This is a genomic window from Prevotella sp. kh1p2 (assembly GCF_900111525.1).
Lineage (GTDB): Bacteria > Bacteroidota > Bacteroidia > Bacteroidales > Bacteroidaceae > Prevotella.
The window spans coordinates 51,229-73,048 of record NZ_FOHY01000017.1 but is presented as its reverse complement, the minus strand read 5'-3'; the positions used below and the strand labels follow the sequence as shown (position 1 = coordinate 73,048).

19 protein-coding genes are annotated in these 21,820 nt (G+C 56.0%); 6 read left to right on the top strand and 13 right to left on the bottom strand.

What is annotated here, in order from left to right; all coding sequences use genetic code 11:
* Positions 1-1,250: 1,250 nt before the first annotated feature.
* The 7 genes from BMW31_RS10525 to BMW31_RS10495 form a co-directional block, all read right to left on the bottom strand.
* Positions 1,251-2,018, bottom strand: coding sequence for an ABC transporter permease (locus BMW31_RS10525; RefSeq protein WP_091825368.1), 768 nt, complete (start codon positions 2,016-2,018; stop codon positions 1,251-1,253).
* Entirely contained in the window at positions 2,002-2,718 is a 717-nt protein-coding gene (locus tag BMW31_RS10520; RefSeq protein ID WP_091825365.1) for an ABC transporter ATP-binding protein, read from the bottom strand. The genes BMW31_RS10525 and BMW31_RS10520 overlap by 17 nt, the downstream gene beginning before the upstream one ends.
* A complete protein-coding gene (nosD, locus tag BMW31_RS10515; protein ID WP_255404939.1) occupies positions 2,715-3,953 on the bottom strand; it encodes a nitrous oxide reductase family maturation protein NosD in 1,239 nt (412 codons plus the stop codon). The genes BMW31_RS10520 and nosD overlap by 4 nt, the downstream gene beginning before the upstream one ends.
* Before the next feature lie 37 nt (positions 3,954-3,990).
* A complete protein-coding gene (locus BMW31_RS10510) occupies positions 3,991-4,467 on the bottom strand; it encodes a nitrous oxide reductase accessory protein NosL (protein ID WP_091825362.1) in 477 nt (158 codons plus the stop codon).
* Positions 4,467-5,075, bottom strand: coding sequence for a hypothetical protein (locus BMW31_RS10505; protein ID WP_091825359.1), 609 nt, complete (start codon positions 5,073-5,075; stop codon positions 4,467-4,469). Before BMW31_RS10505 ends, BMW31_RS10510 begins: the two co-directional genes overlap by 1 nt.
* A 164-nt stretch (positions 5,076-5,239) precedes the next feature.
* The gene (nosZ, locus tag BMW31_RS10500) at positions 5,240-7,219 is read right to left on the bottom strand and encodes a Sec-dependent nitrous-oxide reductase (protein WP_091825356.1); all 1,980 of its coding nucleotides are present in this window, start codon (positions 7,217-7,219) and stop codon (positions 5,240-5,242) included.
* A 63-nt stretch (positions 7,220-7,282) separates the two neighbouring features.
* Positions 7,283-7,960: a Crp/Fnr family transcriptional regulator gene (locus tag BMW31_RS10495; RefSeq protein ID WP_091825353.1), complete on the bottom strand. Its 678-nt coding sequence runs from the start codon at positions 7,958-7,960 to the stop codon at positions 7,283-7,285.
* A gap of 1,286 nt (positions 7,961-9,246) precedes the next feature.
* Between BMW31_RS10495 and BMW31_RS10490 the strand changes: the two genes are divergently transcribed.
* From BMW31_RS10490 to BMW31_RS10480, 4 genes are all read left to right on the top strand, one after another.
* The gene (locus BMW31_RS10490; protein WP_143049192.1) at positions 9,247-10,902 is read left to right on the top strand and encodes a glycosyltransferase family 39 protein; all 1,656 of its coding nucleotides are present in this window, start codon (positions 9,247-9,249) and stop codon (positions 10,900-10,902) included.
* 187 nt (positions 10,903-11,089) lie between these two features.
* The gene (locus tag BMW31_RS10485) at positions 11,090-11,533 is read left to right on the top strand and encodes an HU family DNA-binding protein (protein ID WP_091825345.1); all 444 of its coding nucleotides are present in this window, start codon (positions 11,090-11,092) and stop codon (positions 11,531-11,533) included.
* Between the two features lie 99 nt (positions 11,534-11,632).
* Positions 11,633-11,743 carry a smalltalk protein gene (locus BMW31_RS13495; RefSeq protein WP_177166310.1) on the top strand — a complete coding sequence of 37 codons (111 nt, stop codon included), beginning with the start codon at positions 11,633-11,635 and terminating at the stop codon, positions 11,741-11,743.
* Between the two features lie 136 nt (positions 11,744-11,879).
* On the top strand, positions 11,880-13,460 hold the full coding sequence (locus tag BMW31_RS10480) for a PQQ-binding-like beta-propeller repeat protein (protein ID WP_091825340.1): 1,581 nt from the start codon (positions 11,880-11,882) through the stop codon (positions 13,458-13,460).
* Positions 13,461-13,546: 86 nt separating this feature from the next.
* On the opposite strand, the gene cysS is transcribed toward BMW31_RS10480, so the two are convergent.
* The 6 genes from cysS to BMW31_RS10450 are packed head-to-tail and all read right to left on the bottom strand — an operon-like array spanning position 13,547 to position 18,733.
* Positions 13,547-15,037, bottom strand: a complete 1,491-nt coding sequence (gene cysS / locus BMW31_RS10475; protein WP_091825337.1) for a cysteine--tRNA ligase — start codon at positions 15,035-15,037, stop codon at positions 13,547-13,549.
* 60 nt (positions 15,038-15,097) lie between these two features.
* A complete protein-coding gene (locus BMW31_RS10470) occupies positions 15,098-15,538 on the bottom strand; it encodes a Fur family transcriptional regulator (protein WP_091825333.1) in 441 nt (146 codons plus the stop codon).
* 1 nt (position 15,539) lies between these two features.
* On the bottom strand, positions 15,540-16,106 hold the full coding sequence (locus BMW31_RS10465; protein ID WP_091825330.1) for an RNA methyltransferase: 567 nt from the start codon (positions 16,104-16,106) through the stop codon (positions 15,540-15,542).
* Between the two features lies 1 nt (position 16,107).
* Positions 16,108-16,989, bottom strand: a complete 882-nt coding sequence (locus BMW31_RS10460) for an aspartyl protease family protein (protein WP_091825327.1) — start codon at positions 16,987-16,989, stop codon at positions 16,108-16,110.
* A gap of 10 nt (positions 16,990-16,999) precedes the next feature.
* A complete protein-coding gene (locus tag BMW31_RS10455; RefSeq protein WP_091825393.1) occupies positions 17,000-17,422 on the bottom strand; it encodes a SufE family protein in 423 nt (140 codons plus the stop codon).
* 60 nt (positions 17,423-17,482) lie between these two features.
* On the bottom strand, positions 17,483-18,733 hold the full coding sequence (locus BMW31_RS10450) for a peptidase U32 family protein (RefSeq protein WP_091825324.1): 1,251 nt from the start codon (positions 18,731-18,733) through the stop codon (positions 17,483-17,485).
* 138 nt (positions 18,734-18,871) lie between these two features.
* On the opposite strand from BMW31_RS10450, the gene BMW31_RS10445 reads away from it, so the two are divergent.
* Positions 18,872-19,882, top strand: a complete 1,011-nt coding sequence (locus BMW31_RS10445; protein ID WP_091825321.1) for a C1 family peptidase — start codon at positions 18,872-18,874, stop codon at positions 19,880-19,882.
* Positions 19,883-19,974: 92 nt separating this feature from the next.
* Complete coding sequence (trpS, locus tag BMW31_RS10440; protein WP_091825318.1) at positions 19,975-21,060, top strand: tryptophan--tRNA ligase; 1,086 nt, start codon at positions 19,975-19,977, stop codon at positions 21,058-21,060.
* The last annotated feature ends 760 nt before the right edge of the window (positions 21,061-21,820 follow it).

Genomic DNA, 21,820 nt, shown 5'->3' with positions numbered 1-21,820 from the left:
ATCATCCCCTCCTAACCTCCCCTTTCTAAGGGGAGGATACGCTGGCGCCTGTACTTTGCTGCCGGCTCACTGTATGTATTATAATAGGTGAAAAGCTAACCGGTAACCTCCCCTTGGAAAGGGGAGGCGGAGGAGGGGATGATGTGTTGGCAGGCTGTTGGCAATCTTCAGGCGGTACGTTGTTAATCTTTGGGTGTCATCATCCCCTCCTAACCTCCCCTTTCTAAGGGGAGGAACCGCTGTTGCAGGTCTCCTGCCGGTTTGCTGCTTATTTTTAAAGACAAAGTAACAGAGTATTTTTTCTGCTGTTGCAGGTTTGCCGGTTCATGGAAAAGTGCAAGCAACGGTTTGCAGAAAGGCTAACCGGTAACCTCCCCTTGGAAAGGGGAGGCGGAGGAGGGGATGACTTGTGGGCAGGCTGTTGGCAATCTTCAGGCAGTACGTTGGTAATCATTGGGTGCAATCATCCCCTCCTAACCTCCCCTTTCTAAGGGGAGGAACCGCTGTTGCAGGTTTCCTGCCGGTTTGCTGCTTATTTTTAAAGACAAAGTAACAGAGTATTTTTTCTGCTGTTGCAGGTTTGCCGGTTCATGGAAAAGTGCAAGCAACGGTTTGCAGAAAGGCTAACCGGTAACCTCCCCTTGGAAAGGGGAGGCGGAGGAGGGGATGACTTGTGGGCAGGCTGTTGGCAATCTTCAGGCAGTACGTTGGTAATCATTGGGTGCAATCATCCCCTCCTAACCTCCCCTTTCTAAGGGGAGGAACCGCTGTTGCAGGTTTCCTGCCGGTTTGCTGCTTATTTTTAAAGACAAAGTAACAGAGTATTTTTTCTGCTGTTGCAGGTTTGCCGGTTCACGGAAAAGTGCAAGCAACGGTTTGCAGAAAGGCTAACCGGTAACCTCCCCTTGGAAAGGGGAGGCGGAGGAGGGGATGACTTGTGGGCAGGCTGTTGGCAATCTTCAGGCAGTACGTTGGTAATCATTGGGTGCAATCATCCCCTCCTAACCTCCCCTTTCTAAGGGGAGGAACCGCTGTTGCAGGTTTCCTGCCGGTTTGCTGCTTATTTTTAAAGACAAAGTAACAGAGTATTTTTTCTGCTGTTGCAGGTTTGCCGGTTCACGGAAAAGTGCAAGCAACGGTTTGCAGAAAGGCTAACCGGTAACCTCCCCTTGGAAAGGGGAGGCGGAGGAGGGGATGATGTGTTGGCGGGAATTGCCGGTGGTTCCGGGCTGTCAGCGTGCCCGTGCGGGCTACAAGTCCTTGTGCCTGAACACGCGCAGCGACAGCAGGTAGGGCACCACTATCCATGCCGCAAGCAGCAGGGCCGACACCACCACGCCCGCAGCGGCACCCAGAAACTCCTTGAAGGCGGCACCTGAATAGCCCATCATGGCCGCCACGTCCATCTTCAGAATTACCTGAAAGCGGGCCTGGTCGAGCGGGTTGAGCATGAGCAGGGCCATGACGGGCTTCTCTACCGGCCACGAGGCAAACACCATGAGCACGTACATAAGCAGGGCATCCCACACGATGGTGAAGAGCAACCACAGCAGGATGGCCGCACCGATGCCGCGGGTCTTGTCGGAAGAGACTATGGCCGTGAGGAATGCCACGGACACGAAGACGAGCGTAACGACGCTACCCATGAGCACAATCATGGCCGCCGTGCCCGCGTTGCAGTATAGCGCAACGGGCAGCCCCGCCCCGGCAAGGAAGGCAAGGAGCAGACTGCCCGCCACGCCTGCATAGAGGCTGTGCCATATACGGCCGCGGCGCAGGGGCTGGCTGAGCAGCAGCACAACGAAGTCTCGGGAGTTGTAGAGGTACGTGGTGGCGTAGAGCAGCGACATGAGGGGAATGATGAAGAGCACGATGTTGAGGATGGTGAGCGACCCTTTGGCCTCGCTGTCCTCCAGAAGGAGTGACGTCCACGACAAAAGAGCCAGCATCAGGAAGTAGATAATCACTATCTTGCTCTTCACATTGTCCAGAAATATGGTCTTAGCGATTGTTTTCATTGTCATTGAGTATTTGCATCACGGCCCGTGCCACGGTGCTTTCGCCGGTTTGCCGCTTCAGTTCATCGACCGGTTTGTAGAGCAGTATGCGCCCTTCTTCCATGAACACGATGTGGGTGGCGATGTCTTCGAGCTCGCTCAGGATGTGGGAAGTGATGAAGATGAGCCTGCCCTGCTCCTTCTCCTTGCGTATTTTGGCCTTCAGAACCTCGGCTGCCATAGGGTCGAGGCCGGCTGCGGGCTCGTCGAGAATGAGTATCTGCGGATGGAAGAGGAAAGCTATGGCGGCGTTCACCTTCTGCGCCGTGCCGCCCGAGAGGGTGTTGGTGCGCTTGGAAGCGATGGAGGCAATGTTGTAGCGGCTGTAGAGTTCGAGGTCTGGCTGGGCCTTGCAGGCCCGTACCTGCATGATGGTGTCGATGGTCTGGCCCACGGTCATGTTCTGCGGAAAGCTGCCCTTCTGGGGCATGAAGCCTATGAGGGAGCGGCTGGCGGGGTTGTCCTGCACCTCCATGCCGTTGATGCGCACGTGGCCCGACTGTGGAGTAACGAGCCCGAGGATGCACTTCATGAGCGTTGTCTTGCCGCAGCCGTTGGGCCCCACGAAGGCTACGCACTGGCCGTTGGCCAGCTCCAGGTTCACGTCGCGGAGCACATGCAGGCGCCCGTAGAATTTATTGAGGTTCTGAATGGATATCATACGCTGAATGGTTGCAGGGAAGGCAGGTTGTCGACGTAGTTGTCGGGGGTGATGGAAGGCAGCAGGCGCTCGCTCTCATCCATGAGGTTCATCAGGAAACTGTGGAAGAACAGCAGGATAGACTGGTTCCGCTCGGCCAGTGCAGAGAAGAGGCTGAGCATGTGGAAGGGCACATCGCCGGTGCCGTTTCTGTCGAGGTCGTAGCCGTTATACTTGTCCCAGTAGTTTCCGTCGAACCTGTTGCTGTTGAAACTGCCGTTGGTCGAGATGTCGAAAGTGTTGCCTATGAAGTTGTTGGAGCTAATGGTATCGTTGGTGGAACTGGCCACCACGCGCATTCCCCAGCCGTTCTGGCGGAACAGGTTGTGGTGCAGGTGCAGCTCTACGCCGCCATCCATGAACACGCCAACGGTGTTGTCGCTGAACCGGTTGTGGGCTATGGTGCCGCGTTGTATCTCCTTGAGCAGCAGCCCATACGAGGAGGAACCGCGGTTCTGGTCGAATACGTTGTTGAGCATCTGCACGTCGTGGGTGTACATAACGGCCACTCCGGCCAGGTTCTTGTAGAAGTGGTTGTGGCTGTAGGTGCTGAAGTGGGAGAACATGAAGTGCAGTCCGTATCGCTCGCAGCCGCTAACGCTGTTGTGGTCGATGCGTGAATCGTAGACAAACTCAAGGTAGATGCCGTCGCGGTTGTGGCCAATCGTGTTGTGATGGATGCGCAGATGCTCCGATTTCCAGCAGTGGATGGCGTTTCCCATGACCTGCATTTCCATGATGTTGCTGGCTATGTCGTTGTATGCTACATCGCAGTAGCGGCTGTTCTGCAGCATGATGCTGAACTGGTTGGACCGCAGCAGGTTGCCCGTAAGGTGCACGTTGCGGCTGTCCTTGACCAGGATGCCGCAGTAGTCGCGCAGCGACGAGCGGGCCGAATTGATGATATCGAACCCCTTCAGGGTTACATCATCGGACGCGATGGTAATGACGGTGCCCCTTTTCTGCCCGTCGATAACGGGGCGGCGGGCACCGATGAGCGTGAGAGGCTTGCTGATGGTGAGGCGCTCACGATAGCTCCCGGCGTACACGATGATGGTGTCGCCGGCCTTGGCCTTGGCCACTGCAGGGCCAATAGCGGTGTACGGCTTGGCCGGCCCCACACTAAACGTGGTGCTGAAAACTGATGATGCCGCCAGCAGAGCCGGCATCAGGAGCTTCAAACGGAGTTGTATCATTCGCTGCCTTTTTGTTTGCTGAAGGTTGGTAGCTGGTTTACTCGTGGTGCTGTTGCTTGAGTCGCGTCCACGAATCCAGCAGGATAGCCTGGTGCTCGACGGCAAATTTCTCGGCTGCACGCCTGTCGCCAAAGGCTGCAACGCCGCCGTTCATGGGGCTCTTGATGTCGTCGCCCAGTACAAGTCCGGCCGTCTTGATGTCTATCAGCGTGCCCGGATGCTGGTAATCGCTCACGTATATCTTCAGTATCTGGCTGTCTGTAATCTCGTTTTTGCCAATGTAATGGAAGAGACACGACAGGTCGTCGAACTTCAGGCAGCGCCCCTTGTCGGTTATGAACTCACAACCGAACTGCCCGTCGGTGATGGCCATCTTGCATCCTGCGCACTCGTCTTTGCCCAACTCAATAGCTTGCGGCTTGTCGTCTACTGAACATGAGGCCAGCAGAAACATCAAAACCAGCGCCAGCCGGTATGCCGGCGCTGATAATCTGACACTGAACAGATTTCTCATTATGCGGTTTTTGTTTTCTTCTTGAATAGCTTATCAAACACTCCTAACTCATAGAATACGACCAAAGCCACCAATACGCCGGCCCCCACAAGCAGATAGCCGCCGGTATCGGGCCAGGAGAAAGCCTCGAAGTTCAGCAGTTTCTTGTAGCCGAGGATGGGAGGCTGGTAGGCCATTCCAGGCACCTGGATGGGTGCGCTGGGGTCAAGATTGTGGCCGTAGTTATAGGTCCAGTAGTAAAAGTCAACGAAGCTGAGGATGCCGAAGATAACAAACAGCCCGAAGGAGCCGTAAGTGAGCTTCTTGCTGCGTATCAACGCGCTGACAAGAAACAGCAACGCGAAGCCACAAAGAATGTAGGGAAGGGCTTGAAACTCCCAGAAATTCTCCGGAAAAATCTTCTCCATGCCCACATAATGGTTCAAGTCGTTGATGGGAATGATGTCACCGGAGATGCCGCTCGTGCCGCCGATGAGCAGCACAAGGCCTTCGGGATACTGCGGTGCCTGCAGGTCGATGCGCCAGAGAGGGATGAACGCGCTGATAACTGTCAGCACTGCGGCTGCTATCATCAGCCACATTCCGAATTTGGAAAGTTTATTTGTCATGGTTGCTTGTCGTTTTGAGAAGTTTCGGGAACGGCGTTTCCGCGCCGTGAAAGCCGGAGGCCGTGGGGCCGCACCTTACCATTGGCATGGCAGGATGCGTGCCCTCAGCCTCTCTTGGCTCCTTGTTATCCCTTAAACTTCGCCATTTATATTGAATGATTGTTTTACTTCAGGTCTTTTGGACTCTTGTGATCGATGGAATACTTCAGCGGAACAGCGCTTCCGGCAGGGCTCACGCGCACGTATCCCTGCATCTCCTGATGGAGTGCCGAACAGAAGTCGGTGCAGTAGAACGGGATGATACCCACCCGGTTAGGTACCCACTTGAGCGTGCAAGTCTCGCCCGGCATGACCAGAACCTCGGCATTGTTGTTGCCTTTTACAGCGAAGCCATGCGGTATATCCCACTCTTGTTCAAGGTTGGTGACGTGGAAGTACACCTCGTCTCCCATCTTGATACCTTCTATATTATCAGGAACAAGCCGCGAGCGCACGGCACCCAGATAAACATCCACGCGGTTTCCCTTGCGCTCTACACGAGCTTCCTTGTACGAACTAATCTTGTACGGGTTGTGGTTATCGGCCAGTTTGGTGAACTTGAGCACGTTGGGTTCCACCTGTTTGGCCGGTATCGCCACGGCATAGTGAGGCTCTCCGATGGTTGGGAACTCAAGGATGAGCTTCATCTTGTCGCCGCTGATGTCGTAAAGTTGTGCGGCCTGGCACAGCTCGGGGCCAGTGGGGAGGAAGCGGTCCTTGGTTATCTTGTTGTACGCAATCATGTACTTGCCGTACGGTTTCTTCGTATCGCCGCCCATGACCGAGAGGTGTCCGATGGAGTAATAGGTGGGGATGCGGTCCAGAATCTGCAAATCCTTGAGGTTCCACTTCACGATTTCGGACGAAATGAAGAAGCTCGTGTAGGCATGACCCTCGGCATCAAACTCCGTGTGCAGCGAGCCCAGGCCCGGCGCCTTTACCTCTCCGTGCAGTGCGGCCTCGTATTTGATGACGTTGATGCCGTCGACCTTGCCGTCGAACTGCTTGTTCTCAATGGCCTTCTGTATCTTGGTGAAGCTGAAGACGGGAATGTTGGACGACAGCTTGCCATTGCCCACGATGTACTCTCCTGTCGGGTCAACGTCGCATCCGTGCGGAGATTTGGGGCAGGGGATGAGATACAGGAAGTCGTTTACTTTCTCCGTATTGATTACTTTCACCTGATTAAGGATTTCCGACTTGGCCGTGAGCGTGCTTTCATCCCACTTGTTGTGGGCGTACTTCACGCTTTCAACGGTGCAGTCTCCCTTTACAGCGTGCTCGGCGGCCTTCTTCCAGTTCACTGCCAGGATGTAGTCCTTGTCGTTCTTGGCTGCATTGATTTCGAGCAGCGTATTGGCTTCCTCGCTGTTGTAGCAGGTAAAGAAGCTCCAGTCGCCAGAAGCATTCTTGCCGCTGTGGCTCAAATCGTAGTTGAAGGGCGGCAGACGGAGCTGGAAGTCGAGGCTCATTTCGCCGCTCTGCGGGTCAATCTTCACGAAGCTGATGTGCCCGTGGAACTTCTCCTTGTACTCATCGAGCGATACGTCGCCGTTCTCATAGTCGGCCGGAACGCTGAAGCGGGTGCCTGCCACCAGGTATTCGGTGTTCTGGGTCAGGAACGGCGAGGCGTGGTTACCGGCCGAGTTGGGCAGTTCGATGATTTCGGCCGTGCGGAAGGTCTTGAGGTCTATGCGGGCCACGCGCGGCGTATTGTTGGCGTTGATGAAAGCCCAGCGGCCGTCGTACATGGCATCGGTCTCGGAGAGTGTCATGTGGTGGGAGTCGTCCCAGGGCACAAAGCCGAACGAGGTGTTCAGCATCGGCTTGGTTTCCTCGTCGTAGCCGTAGCCGTTCTCACCGTTCTGCGAGAACACGGGGATAACTTTCAGCAACCGTCCCGACGGTATTCCGTAAACGCTCACCTGGCCGTTGAAGCCTCCGGAAACGAAGTTGTAGAACTCGTCATACTGCCCCGGAGCCACGTAGGTCTTCTGGGCTGCGTCGGCATCTACCTGCGGTCCCGACTTGTCAGGCCTGCATGAGTACAGCGTGCTGCCTGCTACAACCAAGGCAGCCACTGCGAATGTTAGGTTTCTTTTCATACTATATTATTTAATAAGGTAATAAATGTCATGTTCCGGCCTCTGTTTCAGAGGCCCCGGATACTACAGTCTGCGCAGTGCCTGCATGTCGCGTATGGTTATGCGGCGCCCTTCGACCGTTATGATGCCTTGCCCGGCCAGCTCTGAGAGGATGCGCGCAAGGGAGTACTTCTGTATGCCGAAGCTGTCGGCCAGCTCCTGTCGCGAGCATCCCAAGTCCACTATGCTCCCGCCCTGCTGCCGACAAAGCTCCTTGAGGTAGCTCACCACTTTCTGCCTGGCCGTCATCAGGTTCAGCATGTGTATCTTCTGCGTGAGATGCACCACCACTTCAGAGATGCAGACAATGAAATTATGGCGCACGGTAGCATTCCCGTCGATGAAGCGCAGCAGTTCTTCGGGGCTCATGCGCAGCACTTCCGTGTTCGCGTCGGCCTTCACCGTGACGGGCATCTTGTGGCTCTTGGCATACACAAACGCCGGGGCTATCACCGCGCCAGCGCCTATCTTGCCCATGAGGAGCGACTTGCCGGAGTCGCCCACCATATAAGCCGTTACGCAGCCACTTAGCACCAAGTCCACGTGACAGCAGTTCATTCCCTCAAGCGTATAAATTTCATTTCTCTTGTATCTCAGAATCTTGTATTTCACATTCAGCAACAGACCTTCAATCTCGTCAGTCTTCAATCCGTGAAACAGAACGCTTTCGCTCAGAACTCTCAATGTCTTCTGTTTCTCCATCAGGCTATCTGTTCATTAGTAGGATATATACATTCTCATGGTTTTACTCATTGCAAAGATAGCCGGCATAGCTGTTTGCCGATGATAACAAATGTTACCCCCGAGTGTTAAATATGAATAATTTACCGTAAACGTACCTTTTTCGTGGGCATTTACGGGGTTGCGGACAGCGTTACGGTGTGTTTTTTGAGTCCAACAGGCTGTACCGCAATGATGCCCCGGCAGGGTTAAGACAGCCTGACGAGTAATCTTTATGTCACGGAGCTATCGGTCAAGGCCCTCGGAGCTATCCTTCAAGCGCCTTGAAGGTGCCCTTCAAGAGGCTTGAAAGGCACCTTTTTCTTCCTTGCTTGTAACTTACTGATTTCCAGCAGTTTGCCGATTGTTGGTTTGAAGAGCTGTTTGCGGGTTCATCATCCCCTCCTAACCTCCCCTTTCTAAGGGGAGGATACGCTGGCGCCTGTACTTTGCTGCCGGCTCACTGTATGTATTATAATAGGTGAAAGGCTAACTGGTAACCTCCCCTTGGAAAGGGGAGGCGGAGGAGGGGATGATGTGTTAGCAGGCTGTTGGCAATCTTCAGGCAGTAAATTGGTAATCATTCGGTGCAATCATCCCCTCCTAACCTCCCCTTTCTAAGGGGAGGATACGCTGGCGCCTGTACTTTGCTGCCGGCTCACTGTATGTATTATAATAGGTGAAAGGCTAACTGGTAACCTCCCCTTGGAAAGGGGAGGCGGAGGAGGGGATGATGTGTTAGCAGGCTGTTGGCAATCTTCAGGCAGTAAATTGGTAATCATTCGGTGCAATCATCCCCTCCTAACCTCCCCTTTCTAAGGGGAGGAAACGCTGTTGCAGGCCTCCTGCCGGTTTGCTGCTTATTTTTAAAGACAAAGTAACAGAGTATTTTTTCTGCTGTTGCAGGTTTGCCGGTTCATGGAAAAGTGCAAGCAACGGTTTGCAGAAAGGCTAACCGGTAACCTCCCCTTGGAAAGAGGAGGCGGAGGTGGGGATGATGTGTGAGCAGGCTGTTGGCAATCTTTCGGTGTCATCATCCCCTCCTAACCTCCCCTTCCTAAAGGGAAGAAACCGGGCTGCAGACCAACTGCTTGCACCGCGGAGCTATGTAATAAACAAAAAATAAGCGTAAAAACATCTGCCAATACGGGATTTTTCACTACCTTTGCAGCACAAATACCGGAACCTGCTTCCAAGCTCTGCTCACGCCGCCACAGCCGGCTAACAGGGTGGAAAAACACAAGCCGGGTTCCGACGAAAAACAGTTAATGGAAACAAACATTACCAAGAAACACGCCGGATGGGCAAAGCTCGTGGCCACAGTGTTTGCGGTTGGCATGGCGTACAGGATGCTGGCCGGGCTGCAAGGCGTGGATCATGTAGACGCGGGCTTCTGCAACACGTTCTACCAGCTCATCTTCAGCCGTCCCGATGCCAACGAGTTCAACTTCATCTACTACCTCACGGGCTTTCTCGGAGGACTGTGGGAGCAGGCCTTCGGCCAATTTGGGCTGGCCGGGTTCCGCTTCCTCGAAGCGCTCACCCTCTCGGCAGCCGTGGCCATGCTTTACCTCACGTTCCGCGACCTGATGCCTCGCCGCTATTCGGTGCTGGCTGCAGGGCTCAGCTTCCTGTTCCCCGTCATCGTCGTTACGTTCCATTACGACACACTCTCGTATCTGCTCATGGCTGTTTCGGCCTGGTGCTACTCGCGGTTTGCGGCCAGTGGCAGGCGCCGGTGGATAGTGGCGGCAGGCGCAGCCGTGGGGTTTGCGTTCTTTGCACGGATGGTTAACCTCTCGCTGTTGGCGCTGCTGGCCGTGCCGCTGGTTAGCGGATGGAGGCGGAGCGGATGGCGCCGGGGCTGCGCAGACGCGCTGCGCATGGCGGCGGGCATGGCGGCAGGCAGCCTGACCATGCTGATGCTGATAGCCGCAATGGGCCACATGCCCCACTTTACAGGCGGACTGCGCGAGGCGTTCTCCGCCTTCAGCGGCCATTCGGCTACCCATAGCCACGACAACCTGATAAGGGTGTACTTCGCGAGCATGGTGAACATGGGGCTGCAGATGGCCGTGGCAGGACTGTTCTGGTATGCAGGCAGCCTGGCGGACCGACGGCTCGGCGGCCGGTTACGGCACATCGCACTGGGCACGCTGGCTGTTGCCTACGCGGTGGTGGCGCTTTCGAGCCTTCCCTACCTGTCGGCTCTGGCCCTTAGCCTGGTCATTGTGGCTGCGTACACAGCCACGAGGGAGGCCGCGCAGGGGGTGCTTCACGTTACCACGGCCTACCTGTTCTTGTCGGTAATGCTGTTTCCGGTGGGCAGCGACATCGGCATTCCGGGCATCTTCAACTGGTGCGCGGGGCTCATGCTGTTTCCCGCTGCGGCCTGCACGGCAGCCCTGCCGGCACGCTGCAACAGGCGGGTGGCAGTAATGCTGCTCGTGGCAATGGGGGCGGGAGCCATGGTCAAGAGCGCAAAACGGGCCTACGGCGACACCGCACCACGCACGGCGAGCACCACCCTGATACAGCCGGGCCGGCTCAACGTTTATACCAACGCCGCCGATGCTGCCCGCTACCGGCACTACATTAATATAATAGGCCGCTACGGCGGGGCAGACAAGCCCCTGCTGCTGGGCAACCAGTTCTCCGAATTATATTATGCAACGCGCATGATTCCCTTCCTGGGGCACACCCAAACCGTGATTTACCAGGGCGAGAGCCTGCGCAGGAGGCTGGAGGAAAGGCGCAGCAGCTTAGGCGAATACCCGCTGGTGGTGTTTCTGAAGCATGACGGCATGATGGCCGAAACCAGCGGCGTGCAGACTGTTGTACGGCAGTGGATGGCCAACAACGGCTATACGGCATGGTATATGGACAAGGACATGCAGGTTTACGGCAGGAAGCAGGGCCGATGAAACCGTCGGGGCGGCAGGCTGTTCAAAAGCTCTTGCCGCCCTGATGCGTACATGTACCCACACTTGTACCCACAAGGGGGCTTGACAAAGGGGAGGCCAAGCGTTATCTTTGCATCGTGATTCAGAAACAAACGGCCGTATTCTCTCACATGTAACATCATTAACCAACTAAAAAAACATTATCATTATGGCTATTTTGTATAAGCTCTTTCAGGACAACAGACGCAACAGCTTGAACAACGGAAAGTTCTACGCCCGCGCCATTCACCCCGGCACCATCGACACCAAGGGGCTGGCAGAAATCATGCAACGCAACTGTACCGTCAAGTACAGCGACATCCTGGCCGTGCTGGCCGAGCTCTCGGAGACCATGCAGACCATGCTCCAGAACTCCATGCGCGTGAAGCTGGACGGCATAGGCTCGTTCAAGATTGGACTGCACACCGTGGCTGCCGACACGGCCAAGGACTTTGACGCGAACACGAACGTGAAGGGCATGCACGTGAACTTCATGCCCGAGGTTACCATCACCCCCGACCACAAGCGCCACTTCGCCCTGCTGGAGGGCGCCAAGGCACAGGAGACGGCCTTTAACGACAACGAGGCTGCCAAGCCCAAGGCCAGGGCGTAACCCCCGGAACCTTCTCTCTGCCCTCCCCGGCCCCGCAAGCGTGGGGCCGCCGGGAGGGACTTTAACCAAACGCACGGAACCACTAAAGAAACAAGAACCATGAATAAATCGACCCATTCATCATTCAACTGGAGCCTGATTTTCAAAATCATCGCCGCCATAGCTTCTGCCCTGCTGGGCGTAATCGGAGCTAACAAGGCAGAAAACTGATGCTGCACGCTCCGCGGGCGGGAGGAGCCGGACCCTCGTGGGACGGCTTGCTCCCGCCCGTTTTTTGTAGGCAGATTTCTTGGTCGTTCAGATTAAAACTGCTATTTTTGCCGTTGAATATCAGAAAAAGCATACAATGAAACTGAAAACACGCCTCATCACCCTCTTCTGTCTGGCTCTCGCACTCACCGTAAGGGCGCAGGAAAAGTTCACGGTAGATTCGGTCGACGCGGCCGAAACTGTCGACGGCCTGCGCATCCGCGGTGCCCGCGTAACCTTTCCGCAGGACTTCTATGTCGGCAAACTGTCGGAGCACGGAGACCGCATGGCCGTTTTTCTGCGCCAGCAGAACAAGAAAGGCACCAAGTGGAAGAACAAGGGGCAGCTGCTGATGACCGATACACGCAGCTGGAACACGCTGTGGCAGAGCGAGATGAACTACCTTACGCAGACTGCAACCATGACCGGAGCCGGCGTGATGCGTACCGACGGCAACACCTGGACGGGCAAGCCGAAGGTTGAAATGCTGGATACGGAAACGGGACAGCTGCTGTGGAAGGGCGCCTTTGCACCGGCCTACAGCAACGAAAAGTACAATTACGTGATAGGATACGACGGCTCCGTGCCGGGTGAGTTTACCGCCTTCGACCTCTCAACGGGTGCTGCAAAGTGGAACAACAGCTTCAGTCAGCACTACGGATACGGCTGGAACAACGCCTTCCTGACAGACAGTACGCATCTGCTCATGGTGGCCGACGACGTGGTGAAGCTCAATCTGGCCGACGGCTCGGTAACAACGCACAAGGGAAAGACGGGCATCGCCGACACCAAAATGAACATCCTGAGCGGCGTGCTGGCCGTGGCAGGCGGCGTGGCGGGTGCCATGGCAGGCGGATATACGCCCATACCGTACGGCGTTGGGGGCAATGTAATCGTAGGGTTGCACTCTAACGTGCTACTGACCGACTCCTCTTACTTCTTCTCCGACCGTGACCACGTGGCCCGACTGGATAAGGAACTGAACGAGGTGTGGCGCTACGACATGCCTGCACGCACGGCTTCGGTTGCCCGGCTGTTTGCAACGGACAGCACGCTCTACATGCTCAACTACGGCTACGGCATGCGCGGCTATCGCCAAATCAAGTGCGGAAGGCCGTTCATGGCCTCCTTCGACCGGCAGACGGGGCGCAACCTGAGCTTTACCTACCTGTCATCGGGGCGCGACATCCTGCGCGGCGGGGTGATTGCAGGCAACCACGCGTACCTCATGTTCGATGATGGCATCACGTATCAGGACATCAACGACTCCACGGTTAACATGACTCCGTGGGACAAGGAGAAGTATGGCAGGCTGGCAGGTATTGTAAACGACACGCTGTACGCTTATCACGAAACCGACAAAGCCTTTACTCTCGTGGCCTTCGACGGGCAGAACTGCCCCGTTTATACCGACAAGGGATACGTTGTTATCGTAGATCCGAGGCTCAACATCGTTGATGCCTACGCGCCGGAGAACATCTACTGGCCCTTTACGAAGTACAACGGCTACACCTGCGTGGGCTGGCGGAGAGAGGGAAAGAGCGACTTCTGGCTGGTTGACGACCTCGGATTGCCCATTTCGCACATCCTGTTGCCTGGCGTGCAGGGCGTGAGCAGCGCCGACGGCCGCCTCTATTTTATCCTCGACAAGCAACTGGTGTACTTAGATAACAGATAATAGATAAGAGATAATAGATAGGGAGGAATGAGTTGAAAATAAAAAGGGGTAGAAGGAAGTGATGCTTCTTCTACCCTTTTTCGTTGTTATTTCTGCAGCTTCCAGGTAACACCGTCCTTGGTGTCTTTTACCTCGAAGCCGGCATCTGCAAGCTCATTGCGTATCCGGTCGCTTGTAGCCCAGTCCTTGGAGGCCTTGGCCTTGGCGCGCAAGTCAAGCACCATGTCAACCACCTTGCCGTAGGCTTCCTCGCGCGCGGCATTGTTCGCGCCCTTCTCACTTTGCAGTCCAAGCAGCTCAACGGTAAACAGACGCATCGTGCTGGCCAGCTCCTGCAGGCAGTCGGCACATATCCGGGCCTTGTGGTCGAGCAGATTGTTGATGAGATGGCAGGCCTCGAAGAGGTAGCTAATTACGAGTGGCGTTTGCAGGTCGTCGTTCATGGCGTCGTAGCAACGCTGTCGCAGCGCCTTTACAAACTTCTCGGTGTCGGCATCGCAGGCCTTGTCAACGGGCACGCGGTCCAGGTCGGCCAGGCCGTTCATCAGCCTCTCGTAGCCTTTCTGGGCAGCAAGCAGGGCGTCGTTGGAGAAGTCTACCGTGCCGCGGTAGTGCGCCGAGAGGATAAAGAAGCGTATCGTCATGGGCGAGTAGGCCTGGGTAAGGCTCTCGTGTTGGCCGGTGAAGAACTGCTCCAGCGTGATGAAGTTGCCCAGAGACTTGCCCATCTTCTGCCCGTTGATGGTTATCATGTTGTTGTGCATCCAGTAGTGAACCATCTGGTCGCCCTGACTGGCCACAGCCTGGGCTATCTCACACTCGTGATGAGGGAACACCAAGTCCATTCCCCCGCCATGAATATCGAAGTGGTTGCCAAGGTATTTGCGGCCCATAGCCGTGCACTCGCAGTGCCATCCGGGAAATCCGTCGCTCCAGGGACTGGGCCATCGCATGATGTGTTCTGGCTGCGCTTTCTTCCAAAGGGCAAAATCAGCCTGGTTTCTCTTCTCTCCCGTGCCGGCCAGTTCGCGGCTCTGGTTCACGATATCGGTGAGGTTGCGGCCTGAGAGGATGCCGTAATGGTGCTCCTTGTCGTACTTCGCCACGTCAAAATACACGCTGCCGTTGCTCTCGTAGGCATATCCGTTGTTGAGGATTTCCTTCACCAGCTTCTCTTGTTCTATGATGTGGCCCGTTGCGTGCGGCTCAATCGACGGCGGGAGCACGCCCAGCAGCTCCATTGCCTTGTGGTATCGGTTGGTGTAATACTGTGCAATCTCCATCGGCTCCAGCTGTTCAAGGCGGGCCTTTTTCTCTATCTTGTCGTCTCCTTCATCGGCATCGTGCTCCAGATGGCCCACATCGGTGATGTTGCGCACGTAACGCACCTTGTATCCTAAGTGCCTGAGGTAGCGGAAGAGGATGTCGAACGTGATAGCGGGACGGGCATGCCCCAGGTGCGGATCGCCGTAAACGGTTGGTCCGCAGACGTACATGCCCACGTTGGGAGCATGCAGCGGCTTGAAAAGTTCTTTCTGGCGGGTGAGCGTATTGTAGATGATTAATTTCTGTTCCATATCTTTTTGTATTCTGAAATATCGTGCAAAGTTACGTGAAAGGCGGCAAAACGCAAAATTTCAGGTCCGCATTTTGCCCAGTCCTTCTTTGCGGATGCACTCCGGACAGAGTCCTTTCACCATGTAGTTGATGGTTTCCATGTGATAACCTTCGGGCAAGTCGACCTCCGGTATCGGCGTATCGTACAGGCAGAAGGTTCGATGACAGCGTTCACAAAAGAAGTGTACGTGCATGTCCTCGTCGTCTTCATCGTCGTGACTCAGGCAGAGTTCGTAGCGCGTACTGCTGCCGTCTTCAAGCACGTGCACCATGTGGTGGGCCTTGAAGGTGGCGAGCGTGCGGAAGATGTTGGACTTGTCGATAGGATAAACGGCGTGTTCCAAATCCGCGAGCGACATCGGGAATTCCTCTGCTGCCAGCGTTCGGGCTATCACGATGCGGTTGGCAGTCGGCTTGATGCCATGCTCCTCGAACAATTCCACTATTCTTTCTGTTTCCATCTTATTCCTTATTTAACAGTAGCTTACGTGCAAACTCCCACACCACGATGCCGGCCGTTACGCTCACATTGAGCGAGTGCTTGGTTCCGAACTGCGGTATTTCGAGGCAGCCGTCGCTCATGTCGACCACTGTCTGCCTCACTCCCTTTACCTCGTTGCCGAAGATGACGGCGTAATGGGTGATGGGTGATGGGTGATGGGTGGTGGGTGAGGGGGGCAGAACCAAGTCCTGCAGCTTGGTGGAGCCCTCCACCTGCTCGATGCTATAGACAAAGTAGCCGCGCTGCTTCAGCTCGGCAACGGCGTCTTCGGTATGCTCAAAGTACTTCCACGACACGCTGTCCTCGCCTCCGAGCGCCGTCTTGTGTATCTCGGCATTGGGCGGTGTGGCCGTGATGCCGCACAGGTAAACGGCCTCAACGCGGAAAGCATCGCACGAGCGGAACACCGAACCCACGTTGTAGAGCGACCTCACGTCGTCCAGCACGACAACAAGCGGCAGCTTGCTGGCTTCCCTGAACTGCTCTACCGACAGCCGGTGCATCTCTATGGTCTTGAGTTTGCGCATGCTATTTGAATGCTATCGTCTTGTTGCTGTTGTCTACGGTCACCTGCCGCCACAGCCTGAAGAAGTCGAGCCCCAGCCTGCCGTCGCCCGAGAGTACGGTTTGCTTCTCGGTCGACAGCGTCGTTACGGGCACGTTCTTCAAGCAGCAACGGTGTCCGCCGATAGTTAGACAGAGCTCTGGCATGCGGAACACGCTGCTGTAAAGCACGCCGCCGTAGCCCGACGAGCCTGTTATATCCCACTTGCCATAGCGGGCTATCTCGGCCTGAAAGGCTTTGTAGTACGACGGCCCCAGCGTAGTAGCGGTGGCGCCGGTATCGAGCGTGAGGCTGAAACGGTGCCCGTCTTTGGTTGCCTCCACGCTCATGATGCCGTAGTTGCTCACCTGCAGCGGAACGGCACCGGCCGTTCGCGTTACGTGCTGATGGAAGATGATGCGCCTGCCGGCGAAGTCCAGCGTGTAGCCTCCCCACCTACGCAGCAGCGTTTGGCCAATGACAACCCGCAGGGCGGCCATGTTCTCGGCCGCCGACTCGTTGCCCCGGCCGATGTCGAGCACCACAAACTCCACGTCCTTCACTACCTCACGGCCCAGACTGAGCGAGGATGCCGTCGCCAGACGTCCCTTGGTCAGGCGCGTTCCCTTGGAGACAACGCTGCGGTTGCTCACCTTCAGGCCGTAGAGTCGGGCCAAGTCGGGCGTGATGACATTGTAGGAAGCGCCCGTGTCGAACACCAATTCCACCTTTCTGCCGTTCAGTTTTCCGTCTACCATCATGAGTTTCTGGCCCGCATCACCTATCGGTTGCAGGCGGAAAGCACACTGGGCACCCAGCCCGAGGCATGCCATGAGGACACAGAAAACCATCATCAGCCGCTTCATACGCTACCTTTTAACTTTCCATCTGATAGGTCAGGGCGTAGGCCTTGATGCGTTTCACCATGGCCAGCAGCCCGTTGCTGCGCGTAGGCGACAAGTGTTCGCGCAGCCCAATCTTGTCGATGAAGTAGAGGTCGGCATCCAGAATCTCCTGCGGAGTATGCCCGCTAAGCACCTGAATGAGCAGGGCAATGATGCCCTTCACGATGAGTGCGTCGCTGTCGGCCGTAAACACGAGCTTGCCATCAACCCTATCGCACTGCAGCCACACGCGGCTCTGGCAGCCGTCGATGAGGTTCTGCTCCGTTTTGTACTTCTCGTTCAGCGCCTTGAGGTCGTTGCCCAGGTCGATGAGCATCTGGTATTTGTCCATCCAGTCATCGAAGTCGGCGAATTCCTCCACGACTTCGTCCTGCAGTTCGTTGATGGTCTTCATTTCTCCCTGGCCGGAGGAAGTATTCAGTCGATTGTCTTCCATTATCTTTTTCCTTTCTTTTTATGCTTCAGTAACCAGCTTGAAGAGCTTGTCGTTGGGCCTTACCTTGCCTTTAACCGGTATGCTCACGCGCGTTGCCTGCCGTGCCTGTTCCACCGGCTGCAGGTCGTAGCGTATCTCGTCGGCGGTGAGATACATCACCCCCGTTGTGTTTCCGGTAATGAGCAGCTTGTCTCCCTTCGCAAAGGGTGCGGCCTCCACGGCCACTTCTGCTACGTTCAGCTTGCTGAAATACTTGATAACCTTGCCCACCAACACCTTCTTCTCCGTAGCCACCGAGCCGTAGTGGGTGTTCCACTCGCCCATAGTCTGGCCCTGATAGTAGCCGTCCCAGAAGCCCCGGTTGAAGACTGTGGCCAGCCGGCGGTCCCATTCGTCCTTCTTGTCCTCGGTAAAGGTGCCCTCGAGTACGCTCCTGATGGCCTCTCGATAGCAGCTAACCACGGTGTACACGTACTCCGGTCCGCGCGCCCGCCCTTCTATCTTGAACACGCGCACGCCAGCATCCATCATGCGGTCGATGAAGCGCACGGTCTTCAAGTCCTTGGGGCTCATGATGTACTTGTTGTCTATCTCGAGCTGGTTGCCCGTCTCGTTGTCGGTCACGGTGTACGAGCGGCGGCATATCTGCACGCACTCGCCCCGGTTGGCACTGCGGTTTGCAGCATGCAGACTCATGTAGCACTTGCCGCTAACGGCCATGCAGAGGGCGCCGTGGCAGAACATCTCGATGCGCACCGGCCCGCCCTTGGGGCCTGTAATGTGCTCTTCGGCTATCCGGCGGTGTATCTCCGCCACCTGTTCCATGTTGAGTTCGCGCGCCAGCACCACCACGTCGGCAAAGCGGGCGTAGAACTTCAGCGCCTCTATGTTGGTGATGTTGAGCTGCGTGGAGAGGTGAACCTCCATGCCCTTGGCGTTGCAATAGCTCATTACAGCTACGTCGGAGGCTATCACGGCCGTAATGCCGGCCTCGCAGGCAGCGTCAACTATCCGGCGCATGGCAGGCAGGTCGGCATCGTAGATGATGGTGTTTACCGTCAGATAGGTCTTGATGCCGTGCTCCAGACATGTGGAAGCAATGTCGTGCAGGTCGGCTATATCGAAGTGGTTGGCCGAGTGCGAGCGCATGTTCAGCTGTCCGATGCCGAAGTAAACGGAGCCTGCGCCGGCCTGGATGGCGGCGGCCAGACTCTCACGCGAGCCCACCGGAGCCATGATTTCAAAATCTTCAGGGTTCTGTTCTATCATGCTGCAAAGTTACAAAAAGATTGGTTATTACGCTTCGTGCGCGTTTATTATTTATGTCTCTTTCTTGTCCGGAACGCAAGAAAGTGGTATTTTTGCGCCGGAGTTTCGAACTCCGTTCTTCTAAATCGCAATCTGCACATGCACAAAACTTATCTCCTTCTGGCTGTACTCTGCCTGGTGGGCTGCGCCAAACCGGCCAGGCAGCCGGCCGGCCAACCCCTTCCCTTTACCGTGGAGTGCCGCATCAAGACCACGCCCGTGAAGAACCAGGGCAACAGCAACCTCTGCTGGCTCTACGGCATGCTGGCTACCATCGAGAGCGAACACCTCATGGCGGGCGACAGCGTGAACCTCTCGCCCGACTACCTGGCCCGCATGCTGCTGCGCGAGGGCACCACGCGCTATTTTTTCTCGCGCCGGCAGAGCGACCTCTCGTTGCGGGGAATGGCCCCGATGGCATTGTTCTACATGACGCGTTACGGCATGGAACCTTACGACAGCTATCATGGCGACAGCACCGACTACCGCCTGCTGGCCCGCAAGCTCATGTATGCAGCCCGCACCAGCCGCTCGTTGAGCCTGCTCGCCAGCCGCACCGAGACCCTGCTCGATGAGCAGATAAACTTCCTGCCGCGCCTGGTATTCATGCTCGGAGCCCAGTACACGCCCCTCGAATTTGCCCACAGCGTGTACCGCCGCGGCGAGTATGCCTCGCTCACCAGCTTCAGCCACCATCCGTTCTACCGCCCCTTTGAGCTCGAAACACCCGATAACCGCCTGCACCAGCAGTTCCTCAACCTGCCCCTCGACTCACTCATGCGCCGCGTGGAGCGTGCCCTGCGCAGCGGCCATCCCGTTTGCTGGGAGGGCGACATCAGCGAGCCGGGCTTCTGCTTCGAGCAGGGAACGGCCACCGTGCCCGCCCGCAGCGTGACCCAGCAGAGCCGGCAGCGGGCCTTCGAGCGCCGCCTTACCACCGACGACCACGTCATGGAGCTCGTAGGCATAGCCCACGACGCCGCCGGCCGGCGCTTCTACATAGCCAAGAACTCATGGGGCACGGCCAATCCCTACGGCGGTTTCATGTTCCTCTCCGAGGCTTACGTGCGCCTCAAGACCATTGCCGTGTGCCTGCCTGCAGAACTGTAAGCGCCCATTTTAGGGCTCCTTATTTCCTCATACCAATTATTTTTGCTACTTTTGCACCGTCAATTACCAGAACAAAGAAACAGAGAAATAACATGGGAAAGATTATACTAACGGGCGACCGCCCCACCGGAAAGCTCCACCTGGGCCACTACATCGGCTCTCTGCACCGCCGCGTGCAGCTCCAGAACGCAGGAGATTACGACCGCATGTTCATCTTCATGGCCGATGTACAGGCCCTGACGGACAATGCCGACAACCCTGAAAAGATACGCCAGAACATCATCGAGGTGGCGCTCGACTACCTCTCGGCCGGCCTCGACCCAGCTAAATGCACCCTCTACATACAGAGCTGCATCCCCGAACTGGCCGAACTAACCACTTACCTGATGAACCTGGTCAGCGTGTCGCGCGTACAACGCAACCCGACGGTAAAGACCGAGATAAAGATGCGTAACTTCGAAGCCAACATCCCACTTGGTTTCTTCTGCTATCCTGTATCACAGGCCGCCGACATAGCAGCCTTCAAGGCCACTACGGTGCCCGCAGGAGAAGACCAGAGCCCCATGATTGAGCTCACGCGCGAGCTGGTGAACCGCTTCAACAGCACCTATGCACCCGTGCTCGTGGAGCCCGACATCATGCTGCCCGAGAACGCCACGGCACGCCGGCTGCCCGGAACCGACGGCAAGGAGAAGATGAGCAAGAGCCTCGGAAACTGCATCTACCTCTCCGACGACAGGGATACAGTCTGGACAAAGGTAAAAAGCATGTACACCGACCCCACCCATCTCAACGTCTCCGACCCCGGACACGTGGAGGGAAACGCCGTGTTCACCTATCTCGACGCCTTCTCTACCGACGACGACTTTGCCGAGTTCTGGCCCGAGTTCCATAACCTGGACGAGCTGAAGGCCGCCTACACCGCCGGCGGCATAGGCGACATGAAGTGCAAGAAGATGCTTAACAGCGTGCTCGACAAGCTCTTGAGCCCCATCCGCGCACGCCGCCACGAGTTCGAACAGGACATTCCCGAAATCTACAACATCCTGCGCAAGGGTTCCGAAGCCGCCCGCGAGGCCGCTGCCCAGACCATGGACGAGGTTCGCCGGGCCATGCGCATCAACTACTTCGACGACGCCGAGCTCATCCGCCAGCAGTCCGAGCGGTTCAAACAGTAACCCCCTCCGCTGCTGCTGTGGGCTAAAGACAAAGTAGCTCCTTTTTAAGGACAGCGTAGCTCCTTTTTTAAGACAGCGTAACAAAGTGTTTTTTTTGCTGCTTGCACTTTCCTGCTGGCTTGCTGCTGCGGGTGAAAGACAGCGTAACTCCTTTTTAAAGACAGAGTAACAGAGTAATTTTTTTGCTGCTGGAGGGTTGTTTGTTGGGTGCGATGAATAAGGAACGATGAGCAGAAAAGCTAACCGGTATCCTCCCCTTGGAAAGGGGAGGCGGAGGAGGGGATGACCTATCAGCAGATTAATGATTTCTTGTTGCGGGTATCATCCCCTCCTAACCTCCCCTTTCCAAGGGGAGGAACCGCTGCTGATAGTTCCTAAAGACAGCGTAGCTCCTTTTTAAAGACAGCGTAACAGAGTAATTTTTTCGCTGCTGGAGGGTTGTTTGTTGGGTGCGATGAATAAGGAACGATGTGCTGCAAGGGTAACTGGTATCCTCCCCTTGGAAAGGGGAGGCGGAGGAGGGGATGACCTATCAGCAGGTTAATGATTTCTTGTTGCGGGTATCATCCCCTCCTAACCTTCCCTTTCCAAGGGGAGGAAAGGCTGCTGATAGTTTTTAAAGACAGCGTAACAGCGTAATTTTTTGCAACTTGAAAATACTCTGTCACGCTGTCTTTTTTCTTTTTACACGCCGCGAGAAATAATCAGCTAACAGTCTGGAGCTGCTCTTCAAGCTCCTTGAACGATAGCTTCAAGCCTC

Excerpts from the sequence above, each read along its gene's own strand:
- BMW31_RS13495 (WP_177166310.1), top strand. The coding sequence starts at position 11,633 with ATGAATAAATCGACCCATTCATCATTCAACTGGAGCCTGATTTTCAAA.
- BMW31_RS10480 (WP_091825340.1), top strand. The coding sequence starts at position 11,880 with ATGAAACTGAAAACACGCCTCATCACCCTCTTCTGTCTGGCTCTCGCA.
- BMW31_RS10520 (WP_091825365.1), bottom strand. The coding sequence starts at position 2,718 with ATGATATCCATTCAGAACCTCAATAAATTCTACGGGCGCCTGCATGTG.
- nosZ (WP_091825356.1), bottom strand. The coding sequence starts at position 7,219 with ATGAAAAGAAACCTAACATTCGCAGTGGCTGCCTTGGTTGTAGCAGGC.
- BMW31_RS10450 (WP_091825324.1), bottom strand. The coding sequence starts at position 18,733 with ATGATAGAACAGAACCCTGAAGATTTTGAAATCATGGCTCCGGTGGGC.
- BMW31_RS10525 (WP_091825368.1), bottom strand. The coding sequence starts at position 2,018 with ATGAAAACAATCGCTAAGACCATATTTCTGGACAATGTGAAGAGCAAG.
- BMW31_RS10510 (WP_091825362.1), bottom strand. The coding sequence starts at position 4,467 with ATGAGAAATCTGTTCAGTGTCAGATTATCAGCGCCGGCATACCGGCTG.
- cysS (WP_091825337.1), bottom strand. The coding sequence starts at position 15,037 with ATGGAACAGAAATTAATCATCTACAATACGCTCACCCGCCAGAAAGAA.
- BMW31_RS10465 (WP_091825330.1), bottom strand. The coding sequence starts at position 16,106 with ATGCGCAAACTCAAGACCATAGAGATGCACCGGCTGTCGGTAGAGCAG.
- BMW31_RS10490 (WP_143049192.1), top strand. The coding sequence starts at position 9,247 with ATGGAAACAAACATTACCAAGAAACACGCCGGATGGGCAAAGCTCGTG.
- BMW31_RS10455 (WP_091825393.1), bottom strand. The coding sequence starts at position 17,422 with ATGAAGACCATCAACGAACTGCAGGACGAAGTCGTGGAGGAATTCGCC.
- BMW31_RS10485 (WP_091825345.1), top strand. The coding sequence starts at position 11,090 with ATGGCTATTTTGTATAAGCTCTTTCAGGACAACAGACGCAACAGCTTG.
- BMW31_RS10470 (WP_091825333.1), bottom strand. The coding sequence starts at position 15,538 with ATGGAAACAGAAAGAATAGTGGAATTGTTCGAGGAGCATGGCATCAAG.
- nosD (WP_255404939.1), bottom strand. The coding sequence starts at position 3,953 with ATGATACAACTCCGTTTGAAGCTCCTGATGCCGGCTCTGCTGGCGGCA.
- BMW31_RS10460 (WP_091825327.1), bottom strand. The coding sequence starts at position 16,989 with ATGAAGCGGCTGATGATGGTTTTCTGTGTCCTCATGGCATGCCTCGGG.
- BMW31_RS10445 (WP_091825321.1), top strand. The coding sequence starts at position 18,872 with ATGCACAAAACTTATCTCCTTCTGGCTGTACTCTGCCTGGTGGGCTGC.
- BMW31_RS10505 (WP_091825359.1), bottom strand. The coding sequence starts at position 5,075 with ATGACAAATAAACTTTCCAAATTCGGAATGTGGCTGATGATAGCAGCC.
- BMW31_RS10495 (WP_091825353.1), bottom strand. The coding sequence starts at position 7,960 with ATGGAGAAACAGAAGACATTGAGAGTTCTGAGCGAAAGCGTTCTGTTT.
- trpS (WP_091825318.1), top strand. The coding sequence starts at position 19,975 with ATGGGAAAGATTATACTAACGGGCGACCGCCCCACCGGAAAGCTCCAC.